Consider the following 25,765-nt stretch of genomic DNA (forward strand, 5'->3'; position numbering starts at 1 on the left):
CTGATATTCAGGTTTGCAGACATTTTTTATTTCTCACCAGGCAGACTTCCTGCCGCTAGTGCAATAATAGGTATTTCGATACTTTTTTCCAAGACTCTTATTTTTTTTCTTCAATGATGAGGTATCTGAATATCCATTAAAATAAAATCGGAACTTTCTTTTCAGAACTTTTTAGGGCGAATAAAATCGGGTACTTCTGTTATAAACGAATGGGCTTTACAAGTCGATTTTCTATTTCCAAATTGCCATAGGTGTCTTGTAATCTAACATTACCGGACGAGCTGTATAAAACAATATACGACGCTACATGAGTGGCGTCGTATATTTTTCATTTAAATTTAAAGTTCTTAATTTATCAATATAGTGCTAATCCGGCGATTGGTTATTGATTAATAAAGAAAAGTTTTATAAAAAACTATTGTTAAATTGCCGTAAAGCTATAATAAATGTTGATTGAGTAAGTAGAATTTTGTTTTCCTACTAAACTTTGGGCACCCGCAGGTAGTATGGTGTATTTTACGTTCAGTCCTCGGTCTAAAACCGGTGTTCCGTTAAAGAGTATTTTTTGAGGAGTTTTGGATAGGGGAGTATCTACAGAACTTCCATCTATGCCAATTTGTAATATGTTAGAATTGATGTCGGTCTGCAGGCCACCTTTCTTGAAATAATTTTCGTCTGATTTTACATACAGTTCAAAATTCTCATTATTGGACAATGAAATTTGATTTGGAATCATTTGTGACTGACCACTGGTGTACTGGGCAGCTGTATTAAAGTTGAAGTTTACATTTCGCCCGGAACTGGGGATGGTAATCTCCGACCTAGGAAGTACCTTTAACTGAACAGCTGTATTTTGAAAACTGTTTATTGAATTATCTGTACTTATGGCGTTGAAGTTCAAATCAAAAGTATAGGTTCCTGCTTCAAAGAAAAAGTTCTTAAAATCTTCCGCAGAAACATAAAGCTCTGGGGTGAAGTTATTTCTGTTTCCCGCAACAACACTGAAATTAGCAGGGGAAAAATTCTGAAAATTAGCAGATAAGGGTTTTGTAGTGAGTGTAGATCCATTACCACCCAATTTAATGCTTGCTACATTTCTGGTTCCCGGAACACCTTTAGAGGAAGTGAACTGTACATTTGTTGAGGTAGCTTTCGCCCATAAATTAAAATCTACAGTATGTGCGATTTCCGCATTTTCCAAACTGAAGACTTTCGTGCCAGTACCTCGGTAATCATTTAAAGAAGATATTTCTATGTATTTTGTTAAAGAGGTTGTGAGCCATCTGACGGAGGAAGGAATTACTAAAATTGTTTTAAAATTACGTGGCGTAAAATCATTATAATTTTGATTGATATCCATGGAGTAATTTCCTGCCCGGAAGGTGTTGGCAGCAAACTGTGAGGCTGGGATTTTAAAAGTGAAATTGATATTTCCGCGGTTAAATCCTCCATTAAAAATAATCGATGCGGGCGGTTCAAACCATCGTATAGCACTTGTGTTGAACGACTGAAAACCTGGTAAATAACCCGAAAGTCCTGTAGATGGCAGCTGCCCGCCCATACTTTCTAACTGCCACACAAGAGTAGAGCTGGGTAAAGTAAATGAAGACGAAGAGTGAGTGAAATTAGGACCCGAGACAGAGGTAAATGTAGGAGCTGTTGGGGAAAATCCAAAAAAGGTATAATCCCAGTTTGTTCTGTTGGCATTCGTCATCATCCTTGTAGGGACTGAGGTAAATTCACTCCTGTTAAAAATATTATTTTCAGGAATAGACAGGTAAACATCCTGAGCTTTCATGACTGTTGATCCTGAGCACACGGTAAAAATTCCTATTAAAAAAGCTCTCATCGTTTTCATATCCTCTAAATTTAAAACTTTTTCACCTTTATAGTGGTGTCTTTCTTCTTATATTCAAAAACTACGGTTCCAGAATAACCTTCTTTTGTTACCTGAATAGTCTGGTTGGGCTGTGTATAGCTGTATTTGTCATTTTCAATGTAGAGGTTGTATTTTCCATCTTTCAGGAAAAACTCAAACTCATTTTTTTGGTTAACCACGGCGGTATAGATTACACCATCTTCACTTTTTGCATACACCACTATTCCGGTTACATCCGTTTCCAAAACATCGTAGGTTTGTTTAATTTCTTTTAACTTTCCGCTTACTTTGATGTTTTTTACCAGACCCACTTTACGGTTGATATTTTTATTTACCATAATTACAGGATCCATCATCAATCGTGCACTGGCACTTTCGTTCACCTTCAGTGTGTAAATACCCTCAGGTACATTCTGAAAAACTACTTTTCCGTTTTTATCTGTTATTGCAACAAAATTGTCAAGTTTCACTATTTCATTGGCAATAGCCGATTCACCTGTTTCAAGAAGTCCATTAAAATTTTTATCTTCAAAGAACTGGAACGTCACTTTATGATTTCCGAGAGCCGTAGCTGCGGTAAAGGATTTTTTAATACCCACTCTAAACTGGTAATAACTGCCACTACTTGCATAAGCAGCCGTAGATTTATAACCTGAAAAATTAAAATAACCTGTGGTAGACCATGAAGGAGAAACCTTATACTCCAGATTACCACTGATATTGCTGTTTAAGTTTTGATAAAGTTCCGAATAGTAAGTTCCAGCAGTAAAAGATCCAGTCAGATTATTTTTAAGCATCTGAAAATTATACGAGGCGTATACATTGTAGTTGGCAAAATTACGGTCTGTATCGTAATAAGAATTTAAATCAAAGACGCTAATTGCGTTCCATTGGGCTGTTCCGTTGAGGGAGAAGGATTTGTATCTGTAAGACAAAGTTGTTCTCAGACTGTTGAACCAATCGGCCTTATTGTTCTCTTTCGAATAAGAATATTCCGCCATCCAGTTGAATCCATGAGCACCCAATACCGTGCTTATGTTAGCTTCCATCCGGTAGGAGAAAAGCTCCTGCGATGTATAAATATTGGCTGTTTTTTGGTTTTCAATTTTTGGAGAAAGTAGGAAATTCCACTTTTTTAGAGAAAGCTGATACCCTGATCCCAAAGTTTCTGTACTATTGAAATAATAACGCAAATTAGCAGTATTTCCAGATTGGATTGGTGCACTTTGAAAACTCAGAAACTCGGGGTCTACTTGTGAATTCTGATATTGTATAAAAGCACGCTGAGAAGCAGAAAATTGGCGGCTGATTCGCTGATTTGAAAAAAAAGACCCTCTTTTTATCCCTGCATAGCTTTTTGTAGCAAAGGAATTAATAGATTGTATATCCCATTTTCCTATTTTTCCCTCGTAATTGGCTCCCATTGAAGCTCCTGTATTTTCATCTTTATTAATAAGGCCTTTTTCGTTGCTGAGGCCTATCTCTGTGCGGATTGTGTGTTTATCGTTAATTAAAAATGATGATGTTGCGTTTGCAACCTGTGTATCTATATTAAAGCGCGGATCATGGTCAAATATATAGGAAACTTTCCCATTGAAAGATTTAGCATTCCCAAAACCATATTTTGCACCCATTATGGTAGATCCTTTGGTTTGTTGGAAATAAGTTCCATACAGGTTATAATTATTTTCCAGCGCAAGAATTTCAATCTGATTATTTTCACCAAATTTGGTAGAAGCTTTTCCACCTCTTCCGAAAACAGGGTGATCGTAATCGTTACTATTAACATTTCCCACTCTTAATACCGTATTTTTTTTCTCAAGCTCCAGCCAGGTATCATATAAGTTATAACGACCGTCTTCAAGATAGTAATCTGCGCCTATATTGAAACGGGATTTCAAATCTTCAGTCACTCTAAATGATGTATTTCCTCTCAATTGAAGAAAATTGAACCCTGAACTGTTTTCGTTATAGGAAATTTCCGCAAAATTACTTCCGTTCACCGTTTCATTTCCACGGGCAATTTGCCTGTTGTTTGATAAAATGACTAAGTATAGCGTATTGCTTCCCACGATTTCATTATTAAGCACATCGGTTGCGGTTGCATTAATATTAAATTCTGGAAAAAGCGTATTCTGTTTTCTTACCGCAATTCTGATCTCAACGGTTTGTTTTTCTAAACCTTCCAGAGATATAGTTTGTTGCTTTGGCATCATTTCCAAACCATCAGGAATAGATTGCAAATCAATCTTAACGGTTCGTTTACTATAGCCTTGGTTTTCTACAATCAGCATGATTGAGGAAGCGGGAGAAGCAGGATTAATGAAATTTTCATACGATGCCGTATAAATTGCAATATTTTTGTTCTCGTCTTTGTCAACGAAGAACGAGGTACTTTCAGTTTTGGTGACCGTTGAGGTGGTATACGAAACCTGGAATTTGATCTCATTTGATTTCAGTTTCATAAAATCAAGGTTGGCAATCAGTTTCACAGGAAGATTTTTAGACTGACCGGCAGCTAAGGTAAAATCATTTTTTGGATAGAAAAGTAAACCCGGATAATTTTCCTGAGGCATAATATTCTGAATGGTAATTTCTTCAGAACTTTTATTCTCAATCACCAGGAAATTAGTAAAAGTAGAACCCTTCTTAACCGCTACATTGTCATTTTCAAAATGAATTTGAATATTCTTCTTTTCCTGCGCAAAGGCAAACGAGAAGTGCAGAACTAATGCAAAAAATAAGATGGTTCTTTTTACGGTTGATATTGGTATTTCCTTATGTGGTCTCAAGACTTAATTTTAAAATTTAAAGTTTTTTTCGCCAACACGTAAATCATTGGATCCTGCCATTTTGATAATCGCCACGCCAAGAAAGTTCCCTGAAATATTCTCAGGTAAAGAAAATTGAACGACCTGACTGGTATTAGGAAGCATAGAGATAGAAATTGCGGGTAATTTTATTTCCTTACCACTTTCTGTTTCGGTTAATTCAAACTCAACGGTGGCATCATTGATAGTGTTTCCATCATTTTGGATGCTTACTGCTACTTTTCTGTTCGTGGCATTTTCATTACTTACTTCTGAAATATTGGTAATATCCAAACTTTTTACGTGGTTCCCAGAGGGAGTATAAAAGATGTGAAGCCCCACCTCAAATAAGGTGATAATACCAATACCATTCTGAATACGTGCCTGATCTGCTTGCTGGGGAAGTTGGGTGAAAAACAACATACTGTTTGTAACATCAGACTTTGAGGCGTTTGCCGGAATCTGCATGGTTACTACAATTTCCTTTGTACTTTTCGCAGGAACTGTTACAGCGTTTTCTAAGGTTGATACCCAAGCGGCATTAGAAGTTTTTGAACTGCCTGCTTCAAGATAAACTTTATTTCCATCTTCTTCTCTGCTCCAATCTTTATAGTTGAGATTAAAAACATAATCCTTATCTGAGCTGTTTTGAAGCGTAACTGTTTGCGTTACTTTTTCTCCTGGATTACCGGTGAAAAATAGTCGCGTTGGCGACATAGAAATACTTTGTGCTCGAAGTGCAGAAGACACTGTTAGGATAAAGAAAATGAAAAGATAAGTAAACTTGCGCATGGTGTAAATTGTTTAAAAATAAATGATCCCCAAAACTACTGAAAACGTAACAAAAGAAAGCTTTATAAGCTAAAAAAAATATTATAAAGCCGTCGCAGTATAAGTTACTGTTTGCGTATAAGTTCCAGCTGGTTTACCTAAAATATCGGAAGAAGATGATTTCGCAGCAGGAATAGTGTAGTCTAGATTCAGTGTTAATGCACTTCCAAGTGGAGCATTTGCTACTAAAGTTTGATCGGTTGCAGATAAAACAACTGCGCTTTTTGTTCCGCCCATTGTTCCGGCAGCTGTAGCAGCTTTGATGGTCAAAACATTTACAGGGATTAAGTTAACTCCATTCATGAAATTAGCACCGCCTGCTTTCACTTTCACATTAAAGTTCTTCGTTGAAGTAACTTTTAAAGAATTGGCTTTATTGATTGTTTGATCAGAGTTATAATCTGCAGCAGTAACATAGTTAAAATCAACGGTATTACCAATTGCAGCACTTCCTGCGTCAATTGAAATCACATCGTTCAGGGTAATGTTTACTGTTGTGGTAGCGGTTGTATTTTGAGCTTTAGCATTGTTAGTCCCTAATACGATTGCTCCGATAGTTAATGCTGCGATTGCGAATTGTTTTGTCATGGTAGTAATATTTTAAATTTTTAATCTTGTTTAATTGTTCTCTTTTGAACACTACAAATCTACGGTGGCAATAAAAGTTTGTTTGTAGTTGAAAATGGAAGTTCATGTAGTAAAATAACTACACGGTTTATTCATTTGGCTTAAATAGAAAAGCCCTCAACATTTTTAAATGTTGAGGGCTTATATAAAATTGCTGTTTGTTTTTATTATAAAGCCGTTGCAGTATAAATTACTGTTTGCGTATAAGTTCCAGCTGGTTTACCTAAAATATCGGAAGAAGATGATTTTACTGCAGGAATGGTGTAATCTAAATTCAGCGTTAATGCGCTTCCAAGTGGAGCATTTGCTACTAAAGTTTGATCGGCTGCAGATAAAACAACTGCGCTTTTTGTTCCGCCCATTGTTCCGGCAGCTGTAGCAGCTTTGATCGTCAAAACATTTACAGGGATTAAGTTAACTCCATTCATGAAATTAGCGCCTCCTGCTTTTACTTTCACATTAAAGTTCTTGGTAGAAGTAACTTTTAAAGAGTTCGCTTTATTGATTGTTTGATCAGAGTTATAATCTGCAGCAGTAACATAGTTAAAGTCAACGGTATTACCAATTGCAGCACTTCCAGCGTCAATTGAAATCACATCGTTCAGGGTAATGTTTACTGTTGTGGTAGCGGTTGTATTTTGAGCTTTAGCATTGTTAGTTCCTAATACGATTGCTCCGATAGTTAATGCTGCGATTGCGAATTGTTTTGTCATGGTAGTTATATTTTAAATTTTTATTCTTGTTTAATTGTTCTCTTTTGAACACTACAAATCTACGGTGGCAATAAAAGTTTCTTTGTAGTTGAAAATGGAAGTTCATGTAGTAAAATAACTACATGGTTTATTCATTTGCTTAAGTAAAAAAGTCCTCAACATTTTTAAATGTTGAGGACTTATTTCAAATAATCTTTTTATATTTTAAATATTACTCCCTTATTTTCAACCTAATACTTGTTACAATTTCGTCTTTAAAATACAGCGATAATGAGGTCAGGGTATTTCCAAATTTATCTGATTCTACAGGATATGACCATGTTATGGGAGTATAAATTTGTGGTTCATGTCCAAAAAGTTCACATATTTCTTTTTTGCTTTTCCCAATAGGAATTTTAAACTTGAAAATATCATCAACAAGAGTTTTTCTTTTTTCTGGACGGGTTTTCCAAAGGATGCTGTCAAATTGATGATTACCAATTTCAAGTAAAAACAATAGCTTTTTTATTAGGTTCGGCATATTATCTTGTAATTATTTGATTATTACCTTAATTTTATTTGTTAGCCTAAAATAGGCCGTTTTAACATTAATTTATAAGATATTTCAGAATTAAAAATGTTTTATTATAAAGCAGTCGCTGTATAAGTTACTGTTTGCGTATAAGTTCCAGCTGGTTTACCTAAAATATCGGAAGAAGATGATTTCGCAGCAGGAATAGTGTAGTCTAGATTCAGTGTTAATGCACTTCCAAGTGGAGCATTTGCCACTAAATTTTGATCAGTTGCAGATAAAACAACTGCGCTTTTTGTTCCGCCCATTGTTCCGGCAGCTGTAGCGGCTTTGATGATCAAAACATTTACAGGGATTAAGTTGGTTCCATTCATGAAATTCGCGCCTCCTGCTTTCACTTTCACATTAAAGTTCTTGGTAGAAGTAACTTTTAAAGAGTTCGCTTTAGTAATGGTTTGATCAGAGTTATAGTCTGCTGCAGTAACATAGTTAAAGTCAACATTATTACCAATTGCAGTACTTCCAGCGTCGATTGAAATCACATCGTTCAGGGTAATGTTTACTGTTGTAGTAGCGGTTGTATTTTGAGCTTTAGCATTGTTAGTTCCTAATACGATTGCTCCGATAGTTAATGCTGCGATTGCGAATTGTTTTGTCATGGTAGTAATATTTTAAATTTTTATTTTTATTTAATTGTTCTCTTTTGAACACTACAAATCTACGGTGGCAATAAAAGTTTCTTTGTAGTTGAAAATGGAAGTTGTTGTAGTAAAATAACTACACGGTTTATTCATTTGCCTAAGTAAAAAAGCCTTCAACATTTTTAAATGTTGAGGACTTATTCCAAATAATCTTTTTATATATTACTCCCTTATTTTCAACCTAATACTTGTTACAATTTCGTCTTTAAAATACAGCGATAATGAGGTCAGGGTATTTCCAAATTTATCTGATTCTACAGGATATGACCATGTTATGGGAGTATAAATTTGTGGTTCATGTCCGAAAAGTTCACATATTTCTTTTTTGCTTTTCCCAATAGGAATTTTAAACTTGAAAATATCATCAACAAGAGTTTTTCTTTTTTCTGGACGGGTTTTCCAAAGGATACTGTCAAATTGATGATTACCAATTTCAAGTAAAAACAATAGTTTTTTTATTAGATTCGGCATATTATCTTGTAATTATTTGATTATTACCTGAATTTTATTTGTTAGCCTAAAATAGGCCGTTTTAACATTAATTTATAAGATATTTCAGAATTAAATAATGTTATATTATAAAGCCGTTGCAGTATAAATTACTGTTTGCGTATAAGTTCCAGCTGGTTTACCTAAAATATCGGAAGAAGATGATTTCGCTGCAGGAATGGTGTAATCTAAATTCAGCGTTAATGCACTTCCAAGCGGAGCATTTGCTACTAAAGTTTGATCGGCTGCAGATAAAACAACTGCGCTTTTTGTTCCACCCATTGTTCCGGAAGCTGTAGCGGCTTTGATGGTCAAAACGTTTACAGGGATTAAGTTAACTCCATTCATGAAATTCTCGCCTCCTGCTTTCACTTTCACATTAAAGTTCTTGGTAGAAGTAACTTTTAAAGAGTTCGCTTTATTGATTGTTTGATCAGAGTTATAATCAGCCGCAGTAACATAGTTAAAGTCAACGGTATTACCAATTGCAGCACTTCCAGTGTCGATTGAAATCACATCGTTCAGGGTAATGTTTACCGTTGTGGTAGCGGTTGTATTTTGAGCTTTAGCGCTGTTAGTTCCTAATACGATTGCTCCGATAGTTAATGCTGCGATTGCGAATTGTTTTGTCATGGTAGTTATATTTTTAATTATTAATCTTGTTTAATTGTTCTCTTTTGAACACTACAAATCTACGGTGGCAATAAAAGTTTGTTTGTAGTTGAAAATGGAAGTTGTTGTAGTAAAATAACTACACGGATTAATTATTGGGTTTAAATAGAAAAGCCCTCAACATTTTTAAGTGTTGAGGGCTTATTATAGAGATTGTTACTCGTGTTATTATAAAGCCGTTGCAGTATAAATTACTGTTTGCGTATAAGTTCCAGCTGGTTTACCTAAAATATCGGAAGAAGATGATTTCGCTGCAGGAATGGTGTAATCTAAATTCAGCGTTAATGCACTTCCAAGCGGAGCATTTGCTACTAAAGTTTGATCGGCTGCAGATAAAACAACTGCGCTTTTTGTTCCACCCATTGTTCCGGAAGCTGTAGCGGCTTTGATGGTCAAAACGTTTACAGGGATTAAGTTAACTCCATTCATGAAATTCTCGCCTCCTGCTTTCACTTTCACATTAAAGTTCTTGGTAGAAGTAACTTTTAAAGAGTTCGCTTTATTGATTGTTTGATCAGAGTTATAATCAGCCGCAGTAACATAGTTAAAGTCAACGGTATTACCAATTGCAGCACTTCCAGTGTCGATTGAAATCACATCGTTCAGGGTAATGTTTACCGTTGTGGTAGCGGTTGTATTTTGAGCTTTAGCGCTGTTAGTTCCTAATACGATTGCTCCGATAGTTAATGCTGCGATTGCGAATTGTTTTGTCATGGTAGTAGTATTTAATTTTTATTTAACTGTTGTTTTTGTATACAGCAAATCTACAGCGACGACAGATGTTTCTTTGTAGTTGAAAATGGAAGTTCATGTAGTAAAATAATTACACGGTTTATTCATTTGGCTTAAATAGAAAAGCCCTCAACATTTTTAAGTGTTGAGGGCTTATTATAGAGATTGTTGCTCGTCTTATTATAAAGCAGTTGCAGTATAAGTTATTTTTTGCCTGTAAGTACCCTGTGGTTTTCCTAGAAGCACCTTTGATGCTTTTTCCGCCGAAATAGAGTAGTCAATATTTAAAGATTGTTTGGTGCCTAAGCTTGCATTACTTACCAGCACCTGATCAGTTGGAGATAAAGTGACCTCGTTCAGGGTTCCTGCTAAACTCCCTCCCGGTATTGCTTTTACCTGTAAAATATCTACTGGAATTACGTTGGTACCACTTACAAAGTGCGTACCTTCAGATTTTACTTTTACATCAAAATTTTTGGAAGAAATGATAACTAAACTGTTGGGAACAGTCACATTTTTTGATGAATTATAATCTGCTGTACTCCCATAATTAAAATCTATGGAGCCTTCTGAAGCAAGACTACCAATGTCCATTGCAATGACATCTGCTAAAATAATATTTACTGATTTACTAACCTGTCCAGAATTTTGTGCCAGAACCAAGTCGGTTCCTAAAGCGATTGCTGCCAGCGACAGCGCGGTGATAAAGATTGGTTTTTTCATGATTTGGATAAATTTGAAGAGTTGTGATAATAAAATGAACTATATTAACAAACATAATCAAGACTAAATTTAAGAACATTATCTGACATGACCAAACTCTTTATTGTAATATTCCCCAACATTAAAAATAAATGTCAATTGTCGAGTTATGCAGGTCTAGATGTGAAAGAAAAACAATCAGGCACATCGGTAAAAGGAAAGCCCAGAATATCTAAAAAAGGCAATAGAAATTTACGAAAATCTCTTTACTTACCTGCTTTAACGGCTGTAAAATGGGATGATGATTTTAGAAATATCTACGCAAGACTGGTATCGAAACACGGTATAAAAATGAAAGCGTTGGTGGCAATACAAAGAAAAATTTTAGAGTTAATTTACATTTTATTTAAAAATGAAACCGAATATGATAAAGAGTATCAAACAAAAAATAGCGTGCAAAAACAAATGCTTTAACACGCTATTGAGTCTAGTTCTTGACTGACTTGAAAAACAAATTTACACAAATAAATATCAATTTTTATTTGGAAATCAACACAGAACCTCCTTGTACATTTGGTTCATTTTCGTCACTTCGAGTAGATTTTTAGAAGAAAAATCATATCGAGAAGTTGTTGATGGGAAAACAAGTTTTGTGCTTCGGTTCATTTATTCTCGATATACTTTTTCTCCACTTTGTTACGAAAAAGTACTCGAATTGACGGATGTACAATCAAAATTTTGCAAAACGTACCCTAAATTAATTAGCTTTAAAACAAAAAATAACCGGAGAAAAACATCTCCGGTTATTTTTTTAGAATGATTGTGTTTTATTTCACTTCAGCTTTCTTTCCTCCAAATTTGTTGAGTTTCATGGTTAAAGAAAACATGATATACCGTTTTAGGATTAAATCTTCTCTGTCTTCAAAATAGGTGTTGGTAATGGTACGTCTTACACTTTGGTTTTGATTAAGAACATCATATACTTTTACTTTGGCAGTGAGCTGTTTTTGAAAGAATGAATAACCTAAACTGGTATTCCAGAAATAGAAGTCTCTCTTGAAACCAGGAGCAATGTTTGAGGTCGTGTTGTATTCAAAGTCGTTCCCAAAGATTAGTTTACTTTTAAAAATGTAATTGGTGAGTTCCATTTTAAGAATCTGATTGCTCGTTTTTATATTCCCGACACTGTAATTGTTGTATTCTGAGAAATTATAGCCTAATGAATACGATGGTTTAATGGTGAATTTTTCTTTCAATTCATACGTCAGATTGAAGCCTGGGTTGATGCTGTATGTTTCACTGGTAAACTGCTGCGTGTTGACAAAACCTCTGTTGTAGCCATAATTCATATTAAATCTAGGGTTTACAATAAGTTTATTTTGTTTCCATTTGAATGTTTTAGAAAAGCCACCGCCAAGGTTTACATATTTGTTTCCACTTATATTGACGTAGGTCGCAAATTGCTTTCCAGAATCGTCATAGTAAGAATAGTTGGTCACATCATTATTGTAGTAATTGAAACTTAAGCTCATATAATAGTTCATGTTTTTCAAGATATTATAATTACTATAGTAAATATAGGCTGAGTTTTGCCACCTGTTTTTCAAATTGGGATTTCCTTGGTAAGTAACCAAAGGATTGAGGTTGTCTGTAAACGGAGTAAGCTGTTCTGCAGTAGGGATTGAAAAATCAGCGCTATTGTAAATACTCAGGCTTTTATTATCTGAAAACTGATACTGAAGATTTAAACTATAGCCGGGTAAAGCAAAGTTGTTTTGAAAATCGTATTGCTGACTGTTGAAAAACGAATTCACATTCATATTTGTAATATCCAAGTTTGCCGATGCCCAAAAATTGATTTTCTTTTTATTGAGTTCATAAGATATTTCAGGCCTGAATTGGTTGTTTTTTTGGCTCATCGTATTCGATAAAGCATCATTATAGTCAGAATATTGCCCGTTACTTAAATCAAAATCATTGACGTCTCTTAAATTTCGGGTTAATTTATTTTCGTAAGTTAGGCTTACAGTTACATTTGATGAATCGGATAACGGCTCGGAATATGCGGTTGTAAAACGATATCTGTTGGTTTGATTTTTTGTCTTGGAAACCTGATTTCTTATATCATTTGGATCTGTGGTTTGGTAGAAAATAGTTTGGGAATTATTGGTGTTTTCTCTTTTAGATTCCGAGATTGTGGTGTTGATGTTAGCTGACCAAACACGGCCTTTCTTTTTAAATTTTCTTGAAAAATAAAGGTTGGGAGAAAAATTATTGTTTTCAGTTTTAGAACTTGTAAACGATTCGCTTTCGTTCAGAAGTAAATTGTCTTTTAAAGTAGATGATTTTGAATTGCTGAAATTGAAACCCTCTGTTCGTGAAAAGTTAGGTGAAAAATAAATGTTGGTAAGAGAATCTATTTTTATTCTTGCTGAAGCAGCAAAACTATACTGTTGGCTATCATTCTCTCCGTTGCTTTCTGTGTTTGTTTTTAACGTAAATTCCGGTAATAAAGTGGTTCTCGAAACTCTTGATCTTGTTTCGAGATTATTATCAATGTGCATGAGACTTAAAGATTCCAGATCTGTTTTTTTGTCGAATTTATCACTGTAATTAAATCCTACTGTCGTGCTGCGTTGAATTCCTTTGGTATTGTTTCCGCCTTGTGTATAATAGGTATTTCCGCCATCACTAACTACAGATCCGCCCTGCATGAGCCAGGAATTTCTTCCGTGTCCCATGCTGTCGAAGACCTCATCATTAGAAAATCCCTGAGAATTGATATTGTTTGACGAAGCCAAAAGACTGACCTTTGAATCTTTTTTAAAATAACTTAAAAGTAAACTGCCTTCATATCGCTCATCAGAACCGTAACCGGCGGTTAAACGCGATAGTAAACCTTTATTTTTCTTTTCGTCGATAGTAAAGTTGATGGTGGTATTCTTCGATTTCGGAGCTTTGCCGCTCAATTCCTCTTCTTTGGTTTTTGTAGTGGTAAACTGAATATTTTTAATAATATCTGCCGGAAGATTTTGTAAGGCTATTTTCCCGTCTTTGTCAAAAAACGGTTTTCCGTTGATCATGATTTGGTCGACTTCTTTTCCGTTAACGGTAATTTTTCCGTCGTTGCTTACTTCAACACCTGGAATCTGTTTTAAAAGTTCTTCAATTTTACTGTCAGGTCTTACTTTTATCGCCGAAGCATTAAACTCGATTGTATCTTTTTTAATTTTAACAGGCGAAGCTGAAATGGTGACTTCTTCAATATTTTGAACAGAGTTTTTCTCCAGTTCAATTTCTCCAAGCGAGACCGATTGTTTAATAATATCAAAACTTTTTGAGTACGTTATGTATTTTTCAGCATCAATTTTTAGAATAGTTGATTCTGAGAACTCATCAGTTTTTAGAGAGAATTTTCCTTCGCTGTTGGTTGGAGTATAATTGACAATGGAGGAATCTTTTTGTTTCAATAAATAAACGGTGACATTTTCAATTGGTTTTTTTTCAAAGTTTAAAACTTTTCCGTCTATGCTTAATTTTTGCGCATTTAATAATAAATTGCTGACTACAAAGAACAGTAACCAAAACTTTTTTCCCATTTATAGATGTTTAAGGCGCAAAAGTAATAAAAAAACATCCCTTTATTGGGATGTTTCATGTTTTTTAAACTTAATTTTTAATTTAAGCCTTCAAATATCTTGAGTAAGCGTAACCCTCCTGTCCATCGGCAGTTTTTACTTTCCACCAATCGTCTGAAGTTTGCTCTACTAAAGTAACAGAAGCTCCTTTAGCCGCTTTTCCTACAACTGCAGCTTCTGTAGAAGGCTCTTGTCTGATGTTTAGATTAGAATCTTCAGTCGCAACCGTAAGATTTGCACCAGCCGCAAGACCTGCAACCTGTACATCGATGTTGATGTCTGTAGCAGAATACGTAGAGTCAATAGCTCCTAAAGCGTTCCAAACTGCGTCTTTTGTTGCGGTATTTGAAGCGTTTCCGGAAACATAAAGAATACCGTCTTGCTCCTGAACCTGTAGATTAGAAATTCCTGCAGACTGAGCCGCAGAAACTACACTTGAATATTTATCTTGTAATGTGCTCATTTTTTAATTTTTTACCACTAGGTTATTGTTATATTTTCCAACTTTTAAAGCATCTACAGATTCTTTAATTTTTCTAGCCTGCGCTGAAGATACATTTCCTGTAAGTGTTAATTCTCCTTTTACAACCTCAACTTTTACAGAAGGGAAATCTTTCACAGCATCCTGTACTTTTTGCTGAACCATAGGGTCTACAGCTGAAGCCGTTTCTACAGGCGGTGGTGGAGGTGGAGCAACTTCTACAGTGGCCATATCATGCACATCTTTTACTCCTTTTATTTCTTTTAGAGATTTTACGGCTGCGTCTTTTTCAGCCTGAGTAGCAAAGGTTCCTCCAAGATGGGCAACGCCTTCTTTTACTTCAACAGTTGCTGTGGGGGTTGCTGTTACAATAGTTGTTGCTTGAGTCTGAAGCTCAGCATCAGAAACTTTCTTTTTACACGAAATAGCTCCAAATGATATCGCCAAAGCTAAGGCAGACATAGTGATTGTTTTTTTCATAATTAAGATAATTTAATGTTTTCGTTAGACTCAAATGTAATAATAAAATCTATACCAATGTTGTGAAAAAATAATAATTATCAAAAATATTATGATTTAAGCTTTTCATAATCTGATGTTTAATTTTTTTTGAGTGGTGAAATTATTAAGCTTAAAAACAAACTTTTATACTAAAATATAAAACTATTATATTTGTGGCAATTGATAATAGATATGAAAGGACAAAACAAACTATTTTTTGCCATCATCATTGCACTTATTCTGGGTGTAGCAATTGGAGGCTTAGTTCATTTACAGTATCCTGAAAGCGCAGAGCCGTTTTCAAAAAATATAAAACTCCTCGGAACTATTTTCATCAGACTGGTTCAGATGATTATTGCGCCCTTAGTTTTTACCACATTGGTGGTAGGAATTGCCAAAATGAGCGATATTAAAATGATTGGAAGGGTAGGGTCAAAAGCGATGCTTTGGTTTATTTCTGCATCTCTTGTATCTCTTTTCATCGGTTTAATTTTGGTCAATTGGCTTGAGCCGGGGCATGTAACCAAACTTCCGATACAGGATGTGGCTTCTGCAGATGAACTATTAAAATCGAGTAAAGGATTTTCTATGGAAGATTTTGTGAAGCATGTAGTTCCTAAAAGTATTTTTGAAGCTTTTGCAACTAATGAAGTGCTTCAAATTGTGGTTTTCTCCATTATGTTTGGGGTGGCTTTGGCTAATTTAGGAGACGAATATGCGCAGCCTGTTATCAAATTATTTGATGTAGTAGCGCATGCGATTCTTAAAATGGTAGGGTATATCATGTGGTTTGCTCCGCTTGGAGTTTTGGGTGCGATTGCAGCCGTTGTAGCCACAAATGGTTTTGAAATCTTTAAAGTATACGCCATCTATCTGCGAGACTTTTTCTTTGCTATTGCTGTGTTATGGCTTGTTCTATTGATTGTAGGATATTTAATCTTAGGAAACCGTTTATTCGAATTGTTAAGAAGAATTAAAGCTCCTTTATTGATTGCTTTTTCTACGACAAGTTCGGAAGCCGTTTTCCCTAAATTGGTAGAAGAATTAGAAAGATTTGGCTGTAACAATAGAGTAGTATCATTTATTTTACCATTAGGATATTCATTTAATTTGGATGGAAGTATGATGTACATGACATTTGCTTCAATCTTTATTGCTCAGATTTACGGTATAGAAATGTCTATTGGGCAACAAATTACAATGCTTTTGGTGTTGATGCTAACTTCTAAAGGAATTGCAGGGGTTCCAAGAGCTTCTTTGGTCATTATCGTGGCGACTTGCTCGATGTTTGGAATTCCACCGGAAGGAATTGCTTTAATCCTTCCGATAGACCACTTCTGCGATATGGCGAGAAGTACTACCAATGTTTTAGGAAACGCTTTAGCAACTTCTGCCGTTTCAAAATGGGAAGGGCAGCTTGATAATCATGGCGGTGATATGTAAAGCATTAATTTAGATAAAATAATAAATGGTCAATAGTGAATTTTTAATCTTCATTATTGACCATTTATTTTTTAGGAGCTTTTTCCCGCTTTCCATTGTATCTTTTTGGTTGCGGCTTCCGCTGCGCTCCACCCGCAACCAAAAAGGATGTCATTCCAATCTGGGCTAGGGTTGCAGTCATTATTTTTCAGTATAGAAATAACCACAAAGTTTGTCATTCTGAAAGAATTCAAGCACGAATCTTTTCATTTTTTCTAATATTATAATAAAGATTTCTCCAGAATGATAAATATTGTATTCCTTTGCTGAGTGGAACGCCCTTGCGAACGAAAAATACACAGAATCATTTAAAAAAAATCTTTGCGAACTTTGCGTTTAAAATAGTTCCAAAAAAATCATATTAAATGAATTTACAACAACATAAAAATATAATTCAGGAAAATGGTTTCACCGTAATCAACAATATTTTTTCTACAGAAGAAATTGAAAAAATAAGTGAAGTCATTCAAAATATCGACACGTCTAAAGAAACGTTCAGAAAGTCGGAAGACCTTTTTGCTATCAGACAATTTTTAAAAGAAATTCCGGAAATCAAAGATTTGATTTTTAATGAAAATCTTCAAAAGATTATTAAAGATATTTTTGGAGATAACTATTTTGTGGTTAAAAGTATTTACTTCGATAAACCAGAAAAATCAAACTGGTATGTTGCCTACCATCAGGATTTGACAATTTCGGTAGATAAAAAAGTGCCGCTCGAGAATTTCGGACCATGGACGACCAAGCAGAATCAGTTTGCGGTACAGCCACCTTTAGATATTCTTGAAAATATTTTTACCATAAGAATTCATCTCGATGACACCGATGAAAATAATGGCGCTTTAAAAGTAGTCCCTAAATCTCATGCAAAAGGAATCTACAGACCCGAAACCATCGATTGGAATGTGGAAACAGAACATATCTGCAACGTCGAAAAAGGCGGAGTTATGATGATGAAACCTTTACTTCTTCACGGTTCCAATCGCACTACAAACGGAATGAAAAGAAGAGTTATTCATATTGAATTTTCTGATAAAGAATTACCGGAGGAGTTGAATTGGCCAGAGAGAATGAATTTAAATCTCACACATAATTTTATTATTTGAAGATTTTCAGTACAAAAATATAATCGATACAGTATTATTGGTAGTGAAATGTAATTGATACAGCTTGTTTGTCATTCCGCAGGAATCTCAACAGTTAATAGAATAATGCTGCCGAGATTCTTTCAGAATGACAAACTTTGCGTTTACTTATTTTATTAATACTACAGATTAATAATCATTAAACAAAAACCTCTTCCAATCGGAAGAGGTTTCATTATTTATTTCAAATTCTTCTTTTCACTTTCAGCTTTTTTGGCAGCTTCCTCTTCTTCTAAAGATTTTTGATAATCTTTGAAATCATCGTCGGTCTCGTTCAAGTCTTCTTTTTGATATTTTCCTGTTTCCACTTTAAATGTGTCCGAAGGTCCGGTAATTTTAATAGGAATTCCAATAATTCCGAAAGGAGGGAGGCCTAGACGCATTCCGACATTGATGTACCCATCCAGACTTACCTGGCCTTCAATTCTTGGCCTGAAGCCTGCAATTTTAAACTTCGTTCGTTCGATAGTGATAACGTTGTCTTTTATATTTGTTTTAATATCAACCTTAGTCACTTTTGCATCGTGCAGCGCATTGGCTGAGGTTTTTTCAGCGACTGAGTTGAAGACTTTAAACCCATGAAACTGTATATCTTCCAGTGTAAGAATACCATCACCTTTTATTGTTTTTAGTTTTGGGAAGAAATCTGCACCCAAATCGCCTTCCAAATGATAATCTATAGAAACTTTTCCGTGCGCTTTTTCTGCTGCCGAAACCATTTCTCTGAATAATGTGATTTCTTTGTATGCTCTCTGGATATCAAAGTTTTTAGCCTTTGTGTTGATGCTGAACTTTGCTTTTTTAGCATTGATAGGAGTGTAGGTTCCGTTGGCATTGAATGTTGAGCCAATCATCCCAAACTCAGTTTCATTGAGCAATAGATTTCCATCTTTTAAAGCTAAGTTGCCTTTAAAATTATTAAGATTAATATCTTTAAATAAAATTTGATTGGCATTTCCGTTTATTGTAATATCGAGATTTTTAGGCAGTAAAATCACTCCTTTTTCTGCAGATGAAGAATTCGAAGATTCTCCAGAATTGTAGGCCATAAAATCATCAACATTCACTTTTTTTGAGGTGAAGCTGATATTTCCATTTAAGTTTTGGTCTTTTAGAATATAATTAATGTAATTGCTTACATTTCCGTTGAATACGAATATATTCTTCTTGTAACGGGCTTTTACATCTTCAAATTTGAGCTGGCTTCCGTTCAGTTTAAACAATCCTTCTTTTATCACAAATTTACTTGGGAAAAACTTAGAGTGTATGGTGATATTTTCAATTTTCACAAAACCACGGTTCTGTATATTTTCCAGAGCAGCTCCGTTTTCACCTTTTAAGCCAACGTCGGTAGAAATCACACCATTTACGTCAAGCCCTTCAATAGGGAAAAGTTTATACAGATTGCCCAAATTAAGCTGCCCTTTTGAATGAAGTCTGTAATCAAGATTGTTTAAATTTTTTAAATTGGCTTTTACCGTAAAAGGTTTTCCTGCCAAAGTAAACGAAATCGGAAGAATACTGATATTTAAATCATTAAAAGAACCTCTTCCACTTTTTATTTGCGTTTCTACATTGATGTTTTCTAAAGGAAGCTCAGGATAACTATCTAATTTTATAAAACCATTTTTTAACGATAATGTACTATTGGTTACCGGAACTTTTTTCTTTTTAGGTTCATAAGTTCCTGTTGCTTTTGATTGTACAAAAAGGTCACCTCGAAGATTAATTCCTTTTACAGGATAAATTTTGTAGAGGTCTTCCAGATGAATTTTTGCAGTAAAATCTGCGTCAATAGGGTAGTTGTATAAATTTTTAATTTCAATTTTTCCTTTTGCATAATTGTCCAGTGCTTTAGCGTCGATGTTATGAACTAAGATTTCTGTGTTTTTAAAGTTGCCATTCTTATTGCGAATGTCCATATCAAGGTTGATATAATCTAAAGCAGCAGGCATTTCTCTCATTTTGAAATATCCGTTTTTCAAATCTGCTTTTATGTCAAAAAGAGGGATTTTTTGTAAATTATTTTTTGAATCAGTAAAAATGTAACCTTTCCAACTTCCTTTAAGCTTAAAATCTCCTTTTGCATCGATTTTTTTGTATCCAATTGCATTTTTTAAGGCCTCAAGATTGATGTTTGAGTCTATGTTTCCCTCCGAAAACTTGGCAGACCCATTTTCAAAAATAAAATTAGTTCTTGTATACCCATTTAATAAACTAAAATTAAGCTCACTTACTTTTATTTTAAGTTTATCAGGATTTAAAGCTGGAATATCAATCGTAGAAACCAGATTTAAATTTTTGATTGGCGACGACGATTTTTGATAATTAAAAGAGCCGTTGTTTATATTTGCTTCAAGATGAATATCTGGATTTTGTTTCTTTGAAGCATTTAAAATTCCTTTCATTGTAAACAAAAGGTCAGTTTTTCCTTTCATTTCAACCTGTTTTGCATACTCTTGATATGCTTCCGGAATTATTGCAGGAATCGTTTTTATATCAGCATTTTTTGTTGTTATTTTTAAATCGTAAACCTGCTGTTCATTTGCCATTTTCAGGCTCCCCTGAAGATTAAACGGAAAACCTCCTAACGCTAAAGGATTATCAGTAAAATAAAAAGCTAACTGATTAATATTGATTTTTGTGTTAATTTTTCCTTTAAGGGGTAAATCTTTAACCCATGTATCTTTATCAATTTTGAAAAACGTATTGCTTACTTCGGTGTTAGCGTGTAAACTTAAAATATCTTTCGATAAATCAATCAGTCCGTCATATTCTAAGTTGTCTAATTTTAAATAAGTTTTGCTTTGCTGGTCATCATAGATAAAATTAGAATTTGAAATTTTAAAATTCTGCAAAGCCAAAGTAAGTTTAGAGTCATTTTTCTCTTTAGATTCTTCTTCAGCAATGAGAATATCGAAATTGTTTTTTCCTAAACTGTCAATTTTCATTCGGATGTTTGCATTTTCAATATACAGCTTATTGAAAATTATTTTGTCTCCGAAAAGACTTGTAATATCTACGCCTAAACCGATTTCATTTGCATCAATAAAGTTTTCTGTTTGAAAGGGCTGGCTGGCTTTTACGGAAGGATGGGTAAGGGTAACCGTAAGATTTGGAAAGTGTTTAAAGAAAGAAATATCTAAATCTTTGAAATCTACTTTTGTCTTAAGATAACTCTTAGAAAGCTCCTTTATCCCACTATTGATGGTGTCTTTAAAGAAATAGGGCGTTATAAATAAAACCAATACAATGCTTCCTAAACTTATTCCCGAGATTTTTAAAATTTTGGATAATGCTGAGACTTTTGTTTTTTCCTTCTTCATAAATGTTAATATCAATTTGCAAAAATAATTGATAAATAAAAATAAAACGAAGTTTTTTAGACTAATATGAAACGTTTATAGATGAGCTTGCGGGTTTTTACGAAAAAATACCACAAACGATATGATAATTTAAAAACAAAACCCTCTTTCAATCGAAAGAGGGTTTCACTATTTTAAAATTAAAATGTATTATTTCACAGAAACTTCATCTACAAAAATATAAGCATCACCACCGGCACCTTGATGCCATTCGGGAAGTTTCCCGAAGTGGTAGGCTTTTACTTTTATATAACGTGCTTCAGTAGGAAGAACTGCCGTTTTGAAATCTTTTGTCTGAACATTTTCATCTTTCGGGTCGATGTTATTTTCTAACGTTTTCAGAAGAATAAATGTTTTTCCGTCCATTGAAGCGTAGTATTCTACTTTCTTAGGCATTAAAATCCATGCTCTGCTGTCTTGTAAATACGTTGAAGAAATTTCTTTAATCTGTTGTGGAGATTTAAAATCAATAATCGCTTCCACAGTTTGTCCCTGATAACCTTGCCATTCACCTTTTCTCCAGTTTACATCTCCATTAATTCCGTCGATAATCGCCAATTTTCCACCTGCTGTATATTGCGGATTTACCGTTGAGTTAATCGTCACATCCCAATGATTAGGCCTTCTGTTGAAGTTGGAAGTTGTAATTCCACTTTTCTCACCATTTCTTTCAGCATATGTAGAAATCTGTGTCGTTTTGTTGATGGTAAATGGTTCTTTATAGACTTTAAAAGTTTTTCTCACGTTGGCATCGTTTTCATCCATCGTCATATAATACACTTTATCTTTCTCGTTTAAAGGGGTAATTTTTACCTGAGTGGTAAACTCAAAAAGACGGTCTGCATTGATAACAGGTGAAGCTGTTTGTTGAGCATATTTCATGTCTTTCACTAGCTTTACATTTTCAAAACCTAATGTTTTAAGCTCACTCTTTGGAGTGTTTTTAGTAATAATTCTCGTCGTTCCGTCTTCTAAATGTAGTTTAACCTCATCAAAATAAGGCGTTACCGTTTCCCACTCAGGTTTCCCTGGAGTTACAGAATAAATTCCCATTGAGCTTAGAATAAACCACGCACTCATTTGTCCGCAATCTTCATTTCCAATCAGTCCATCGGGAGTGTTTTTGTAGAAATTATTAAGAATAAATTTGATTTTCTCTTCTGTTTTCTGAGGTTTATTTACGAAATTATAAAGATAGGCGATGTGGTGGCTTGGTTCATTTCCTTGTGCATATTGTCCGATTAATCCGGTAATATCTACCTGCTCTCTTCCCGTTGTTTTATCTGAAGCCGAGAAAATAGCATCGATAAACTGTTCGAATTTTTCTTTTCCGCCATGCGCTTCAATCAATCCCGGAATATCTTGCGGAACGAAATATGAATAATGCCAAGAATTTCCTTCTGTGTAATTGTTATTGACTTCACTTGGGTCAAAAGGCGCATACCAGTTTCCGTTTTTTCTTGCCTGCATAAAACCGTTCGCTGGATTATAAAGGTTTTTCCAGTTTTGAGAACGTTTCATGAAGTATTCGTAATCTTCTTTTTTGTTTAAAATCTTCGCCATTTGAGCGATACACCAATCGTCATAAGCGTATTCTAAAGTTTTAGAAACACTTTCGTGCTCATCATCAATGCTGATATAGTTTTTCTGCTTGTAAGCATTTAAACCAAAAATATCCTGCATTGCCGAATTTTTTGAAGCTTCAAAAGCTTTTTCATAATCAAAACCCGTGATTCCTTTTGCCATGGCATCTGCAATTACAGAAACACCATGATACCCAATCATACATTCAGTTTCGTTGGAAGCTAACTCCCAAACCGGAATTCTTCCACCTTGCTCACGTTGTTTAATAAAAGTATTAACGAAATCTGCCGTTCTTTTTCTATCAATTAACGTCATCAATGGATGTGCTCCTCTGAAAGTATCCCAAAGTGAGAAAACAGAGTAGTACCCAAAATCTTTTGCGGTGTAAAATTTATTGTCTCTGCCACGGTATTTTCCATCAACATCCATATTGATATTCGGTTGCGTGAAAACGTGATACATTGCGGTGTAGAAAATAGACAATTTGTCTTTGTCGCTAGACTTCACTTCTATTTTTGAAAGTTCTTTATTCCAGCCAGCAACAGCTTGGTTTTGAATTTCATTAAAATCATTAGATTTTCCTTCCGCCAACATATTTTTTCCGGCACCTTCATACCCTGTTGGAGAAATCGCCACTTTTACACTTATTTTTTCACCTTTTTTAACTGCTGAGGTAAATGCTAAAGCCAATTTTGTTCCCGAAAAAGTATTGTTTTCATTTTTACCGTTAAAATTTTTATTTGAAATTTTCATTGGTTTTGAAAACTCAATTCTCGCATAAATATATTGATTGGTCGCCCAAGCTTCACTTCTTCTGAAAACTTCAATAGTTTTGCTGTCAATAACTCTTACTTCACCTTCCAGCAATTTATCTCTGTGATTCAAGTCTAAAATAATATTGGCATTTCCGGCTTTGTTGAATTTGTATTCGTGATAACCTACTCTTGTTGTCGTTGTTAAACGAACATCAATGTTGTTTTTATCTAATTTTACAGAATAAAATCCTGCTGTTGCTTTTTCGTTTTTATGAGAAAATTTAGATGAATACTCTTTGGGAGTTAAACCCGGTTTTCCCATTGTAGGCATCAACATAATGTCTCCGTAATCAGAAACTCCGGTTCCGTTTAAGTGGGTGTGAGAAAATCCGTAGATTACAGAATCTGAATAGTGATAACCGCTGCATCCGTCCCAACTTCCGTCAATTCTCGTGTCTGGTGAAAGCTGTACCATTCCGAAAGGTACAATGGCTCCCGGAAAAGTGTGGCCGTGACCGCCCGTTCCGATAAAAGGATTTACGTATTGCGAATAATTTTGTGAAAATGAATGATGCGCAATTAATCCAAACACAACGAATAATATTTTTTTCATGGATATTAAATTAAAATTGCCCTAAAATACTACAAAATTTTGGTCTGCAAAAGAATTTATCTATCACCATGTTTATTGATTCTAAATAGCTAAAAATTACGTAAATTTGCAGTCAATTTATATTTTTATGTTGACTAAAGAAAAGGTACAAGGTTTCCTTAAAGAAATAGAAGTAGATGATTTGGTGAGTAATTTTCAGGTAATGGGCACAGAAGTGTACATTGATATGACTGCTCACTCGCCTGCAATGCACGAAAAAAAGAAACTTGAAGCAGCAATGAAACAGGCTTTCGCAAGTGAATTTGGTGAAGAAATTAATCTTAAACTTAAAATTGTTTCTCCGGAACCAAGCGAAGTTCAGCTAAGCCAAATCAAAGGAAAACAAATCCCAGGAATTCAAAATATTATTGCCATCGCATCTGGAAAAGGAGGTGTTGGTAAGTCTACCGTTTCTGCAAACCTTGCGGTAACGTTAGCAAAAATGGGCTTTAAAGTAGGCTTATTAGATGCTGATATTTACGGACCATCTGTTCCTACCATGTTTGATACAGAAGGTCAAAAACCAATTTCTGTAGACGTAAACGGAAAAAACTTGATGAAACCTATTGAAAATTACGGTGTGAAAATGCTTTCCATCGGATATTTTTCTGGAGCCAATCAGGCGGTAGTTTGGAGAGGTCCTATGGCTTCGAAGGCATTGAACCAAATGATTAGAGATGCAGCTTGGGGAGAATTAGATTTCTTATTAATCGACCTTCCTCCGGGAACTGGTGATATTCATTTGTCTATCATTCAGGAAGTTCCTGTAACAGGAGCGGTGATTGTAAGTACACCTCAACATGTTGCTTTGGCAGACGTAAGAAAAGGAATTGCAATGTTTAATATGGAAAGTATTAACATTCCGGTTCTTGGATTGGTAGAAAATATGGCATATTTTACACCGGAAGAGCTACCTGACAATAAATATTATATCTTTGGAAATCAAGGAGCGCAACATTTAGCTGAAGATTTAAATATTCCTGTTTTAGGAGAAATTCCTATCATTCAGAGTATCAGAGAGGCGGGAGATGTAGGGAGACCGGCTGCTTTGCAGGAAGGTTCTGTAATTGCTGAGATTTATACAGAAACGGCTCGTAAAATGGTAGAAAGTTTGGTAGAAAGAAATAAACTTCTTCCTCCGACAGAAGCCGTTAAAATTAGTACAATGGCTGGTTGCTCACCAAAAAAATAACTAAAATAATTTCAAATACATTTTTGAAAACCAAACCCGAATATGGAGATAAATACAACACACGAAGACACTGTAACCCGAGTAATGGAAGCTCTGGAAAGCATTCGTCCGTTTTTGAATAAAGATGGCGGTGATATTGAGCTTTTGGACGTAAAAGACAATACTGTTTTTGTAAAGCTTTTAGGAAACTGTTCATCTTGTTCTCTTAATTTCTCAACATTGAAATTAGGGGTAGAAAACAGCATCAAACAACATGCTCCTGAAATTGAGAAGGTAGTAAATGTAGAGTAAAAAATACAACAA

The 25,765-nt window shown here is 34.7% G+C and carries 22 protein-coding genes; 5 read left to right on the forward strand and 17 right to left on the reverse strand.

Features of this window, described 5'->3' with window-relative positions; genetic code table 11:
• Positions 1–421: 421 nt before the first annotated feature.
• From LO744_RS06755 to LO744_RS06805, 11 genes are all read right to left on the reverse strand, one after another.
• Positions 422–1,858, reverse strand: coding sequence for a hypothetical protein (locus LO744_RS06755; RefSeq protein ID WP_230668277.1), 1,437 nt, complete (start codon positions 1,856–1,858; stop codon positions 422–424).
• Between the two features lie 11 nt (positions 1,859–1,869).
• The gene (locus LO744_RS06760; protein ID WP_230668279.1) at positions 1,870–4,671 is read right to left on the reverse strand and encodes a hypothetical protein; all 2,802 of its coding nucleotides are present in this window, start codon (positions 4,669–4,671) and stop codon (positions 1,870–1,872) included.
• A gap of 9 nt (positions 4,672–4,680) precedes the next feature.
• Positions 4,681–5,481: a fimbrial biogenesis chaperone gene (locus tag LO744_RS06765; protein ID WP_230668283.1), complete on the reverse strand. Its 801-nt coding sequence runs from the start codon at positions 5,479–5,481 to the stop codon at positions 4,681–4,683.
• An 81-nt stretch (positions 5,482–5,562) separates the two neighbouring features.
• Complete coding sequence (locus tag LO744_RS06770; protein WP_230668286.1) at positions 5,563–6,108, reverse strand: peptidoglycan-binding protein LysM; 546 nt, start codon at positions 6,106–6,108, stop codon at positions 5,563–5,565.
• 206 nt (positions 6,109–6,314) lie between these two features.
• The gene (locus tag LO744_RS06775) at positions 6,315–6,860 is read right to left on the reverse strand and encodes a peptidoglycan-binding protein LysM (protein WP_230668289.1); all 546 of its coding nucleotides are present in this window, start codon (positions 6,858–6,860) and stop codon (positions 6,315–6,317) included.
• A gap of 211 nt (positions 6,861–7,071) precedes the next feature.
• On the reverse strand, positions 7,072–7,380 hold the full coding sequence (locus LO744_RS06780) for a hypothetical protein (RefSeq protein ID WP_230668292.1): 309 nt from the start codon (positions 7,378–7,380) through the stop codon (positions 7,072–7,074).
• A 104-nt stretch (positions 7,381–7,484) separates the two neighbouring features.
• Entirely contained in the window at positions 7,485–8,030 is a 546-nt protein-coding gene (locus tag LO744_RS06785; RefSeq protein WP_230668295.1) for a peptidoglycan-binding protein LysM, read from the reverse strand.
• A 204-nt stretch (positions 8,031–8,234) separates the two neighbouring features.
• A complete protein-coding gene (locus tag LO744_RS06790; protein WP_230668292.1) occupies positions 8,235–8,543 on the reverse strand; it encodes a hypothetical protein in 309 nt (102 codons plus the stop codon).
• 105 nt (positions 8,544–8,648) lie between these two features.
• Positions 8,649–9,194, reverse strand: a complete 546-nt coding sequence (locus tag LO744_RS06795; protein ID WP_230668298.1) for a peptidoglycan-binding protein LysM — start codon at positions 9,192–9,194, stop codon at positions 8,649–8,651.
• A gap of 207 nt (positions 9,195–9,401) precedes the next feature.
• Entirely contained in the window at positions 9,402–9,947 is a 546-nt protein-coding gene (locus LO744_RS06800) for a peptidoglycan-binding protein LysM (RefSeq protein ID WP_230668298.1), read from the reverse strand.
• 198 nt (positions 9,948–10,145) lie between these two features.
• Complete coding sequence (locus LO744_RS06805) at positions 10,146–10,688, reverse strand: peptidoglycan-binding protein LysM (RefSeq protein WP_230668300.1); 543 nt, start codon at positions 10,686–10,688, stop codon at positions 10,146–10,148.
• Between the two features lie 87 nt (positions 10,689–10,775).
• Here LO744_RS06805 and LO744_RS06810 point away from each other — a divergent pair, with 87 nt between their 5' ends.
• Positions 10,776–11,141, forward strand: coding sequence for an IS110 family transposase (locus LO744_RS06810; RefSeq protein WP_230668303.1), 366 nt, complete (start codon positions 10,776–10,778; stop codon positions 11,139–11,141).
• A 353-nt stretch (positions 11,142–11,494) separates the two neighbouring features.
• Here LO744_RS06810 and LO744_RS06815 read toward each other — a convergent pair whose 3' ends face one another.
• From LO744_RS06815 to LO744_RS06825, 3 genes are all read right to left on the reverse strand, one after another.
• Positions 11,495–14,266 carry a TonB-dependent receptor gene (locus LO744_RS06815; RefSeq protein WP_230668304.1) on the reverse strand — a complete coding sequence of 924 codons (2,772 nt, stop codon included), beginning with the start codon at positions 14,264–14,266 and terminating at the stop codon, positions 11,495–11,497.
• Positions 14,267–14,348: 82 nt separating this feature from the next.
• Positions 14,349–14,768 (reverse strand): SH3 domain-containing protein, encoded by a 420-nt coding sequence (locus tag LO744_RS06820; protein ID WP_230668306.1) that lies wholly within the window; start codon positions 14,766–14,768, stop codon positions 14,349–14,351.
• Between the two features lie 3 nt (positions 14,769–14,771).
• Entirely contained in the window at positions 14,772–15,266 is a 495-nt protein-coding gene (locus LO744_RS06825) for a BON domain-containing protein (protein ID WP_230668308.1), read from the reverse strand.
• A gap of 213 nt (positions 15,267–15,479) precedes the next feature.
• Between LO744_RS06825 and LO744_RS06830 the strand changes: the two genes are divergently transcribed.
• Positions 15,480–16,730 (forward strand): dicarboxylate/amino acid:cation symporter, encoded by a 1,251-nt coding sequence (locus LO744_RS06830; RefSeq protein ID WP_230668309.1) that lies wholly within the window; start codon positions 15,480–15,482, stop codon positions 16,728–16,730.
• Between the two features lie 71 nt (positions 16,731–16,801).
• On the opposite strand, the gene LO744_RS06835 is transcribed toward LO744_RS06830, so the two are convergent.
• Positions 16,802–16,948, reverse strand: coding sequence for a hypothetical protein (locus LO744_RS06835; RefSeq protein ID WP_230668310.1), 147 nt, complete (start codon positions 16,946–16,948; stop codon positions 16,802–16,804).
• 186 nt (positions 16,949–17,134) lie between these two features.
• Here LO744_RS06835 and LO744_RS06840 point away from each other — a divergent pair, with 186 nt between their 5' ends.
• Positions 17,135–17,875, forward strand: a complete 741-nt coding sequence (locus LO744_RS06840) for a phytanoyl-CoA dioxygenase family protein (protein ID WP_230668311.1) — start codon at positions 17,135–17,137, stop codon at positions 17,873–17,875.
• A 218-nt stretch (positions 17,876–18,093) separates the two neighbouring features.
• Here the strand turns inward: LO744_RS06840 and LO744_RS06845 are convergent, their stop codons facing one another.
• Together LO744_RS06845 and LO744_RS06850 are read right to left on the reverse strand one after the other, a co-directional pair.
• Complete coding sequence (locus tag LO744_RS06845) at positions 18,094–21,240, reverse strand: AsmA family protein (RefSeq protein ID WP_230668313.1); 3,147 nt, start codon at positions 21,238–21,240, stop codon at positions 18,094–18,096.
• 189 nt (positions 21,241–21,429) lie between these two features.
• A complete protein-coding gene (locus tag LO744_RS06850) occupies positions 21,430–24,231 on the reverse strand; it encodes a GH92 family glycosyl hydrolase (RefSeq protein ID WP_230668315.1) in 2,802 nt (933 codons plus the stop codon).
• A 127-nt stretch (positions 24,232–24,358) separates the two neighbouring features.
• Between LO744_RS06850 and LO744_RS06855 the strand changes: the two genes are divergently transcribed.
• Both LO744_RS06855 and LO744_RS06860 read left to right on the forward strand, forming a co-directional pair.
• Positions 24,359–25,462: an Mrp/NBP35 family ATP-binding protein gene (locus tag LO744_RS06855; protein ID WP_230668317.1), complete on the forward strand. Its 1,104-nt coding sequence runs from the start codon at positions 24,359–24,361 to the stop codon at positions 25,460–25,462.
• A 42-nt stretch (positions 25,463–25,504) separates the two neighbouring features.
• Positions 25,505–25,753, forward strand: a complete 249-nt coding sequence (locus tag LO744_RS06860; RefSeq protein ID WP_066679253.1) for a NifU family protein — start codon at positions 25,505–25,507, stop codon at positions 25,751–25,753.
• Positions 25,754–25,765 lie beyond the last annotated feature (12 nt).

It is taken from the genome of Chryseobacterium turcicum, assembly GCF_021010565.1.
In the GTDB taxonomy this organism is placed as follows: domain Bacteria; phylum Bacteroidota; class Bacteroidia; order Flavobacteriales; family Weeksellaceae; genus Chryseobacterium; species Chryseobacterium turcicum.